Here is a 908-nt window from a genome sequence, read left to right as displayed (position 1 = left end):
TGTTTGGACTGGGGACATCGCGAACAGATGTGCGAGGACATCGCGAACAGTTTTGCATGCTATCGCGCCAGGACATTGAGGTCGATGGTTTCTATTTTCTGATGTCTGAACCAGGCGTCGAAGACACCGTCTGTGGCGGTGGGCCTGAAGGCGACGGATTTTCCTGTGAAGGCCCTGCACAAACGCATGGTGCGGCCAAGAATGGAGACGAAGCCATGCTGCTGTACGCGGCGGATGAGATCGCCCTTGGCGTATTCGAACGGCTCGACCGTTTCGCGATAAGGGCGCAGCGATGCCCAGTAGCGATCGAGCGGCACGCCGCCGTCCAGCGCATCGTGGGGACGCTGGGCGTTGTAGACATGGCGCCACTGGTCGAATGCGTCCTGGGCCTTGGCGAGATCGGCGAAGGGCGGTCCCTGCAGCGCCTCGGCCTTGAGCGAGCGATGGAAGCGCTCGTCCTTGCCGAGGGTCTGGGGATGGCAAGGCCTGGAGTGGCTGACGGCGATGCCGGTTTCGATCAGCCAGACGGTGAGCAGCGTGAAGTCGTTGCGGCCGCCATCGCCCCAGGGCGGGCCATTATCGGTGGCGATGCGCCACGGCAAGCCATAGCGGCGGAAGGCGGTGACCAGCCGGGCTTTTACGGTTGCGGTGGTCTGGTCGGCGCAGGCCGACAGCGCGACCGAGAAGCGCGAATTGTCATCAAGCACGGTGAGCGGATGCAGGCGGCCGCAACGCAAGGCGACGTGACCCTTGAAGTCCATCTGCCACAGATCGTTGGGGGCGGCATGCTCGAAGCGGATGAAGGGCTGCGCTCCACCGCCCGACGTTCCCAACTCAATGCCGTTGCGACGCAGGATGCCGGTTACCGTCGAGGCCGCCGGCGTGCCGATACCCTCGCGGGCAAGCAC

1 protein-coding gene is annotated in these 908 nt (G+C 64.1%); it reads right to left on the bottom strand.

Annotated elements, in window-relative coordinates:
• Positions 1–59: 59 nt before the first annotated feature.
• The coding region (locus NKI70_RS33870; protein WP_352700870.1) for an integrase core domain-containing protein at positions 60–908 on the bottom strand (849 nt) is incomplete at its 5' end.

The organism is Mesorhizobium sp. M0500, from assembly GCF_040321165.1.
Lineage (GTDB): Bacteria > Pseudomonadota > Alphaproteobacteria > Rhizobiales > Rhizobiaceae > Mesorhizobium.
The sequence above is the reverse complement of the archived record's forward strand: the minus strand, read 5'-3'. Positions and strand labels throughout refer to the sequence as shown.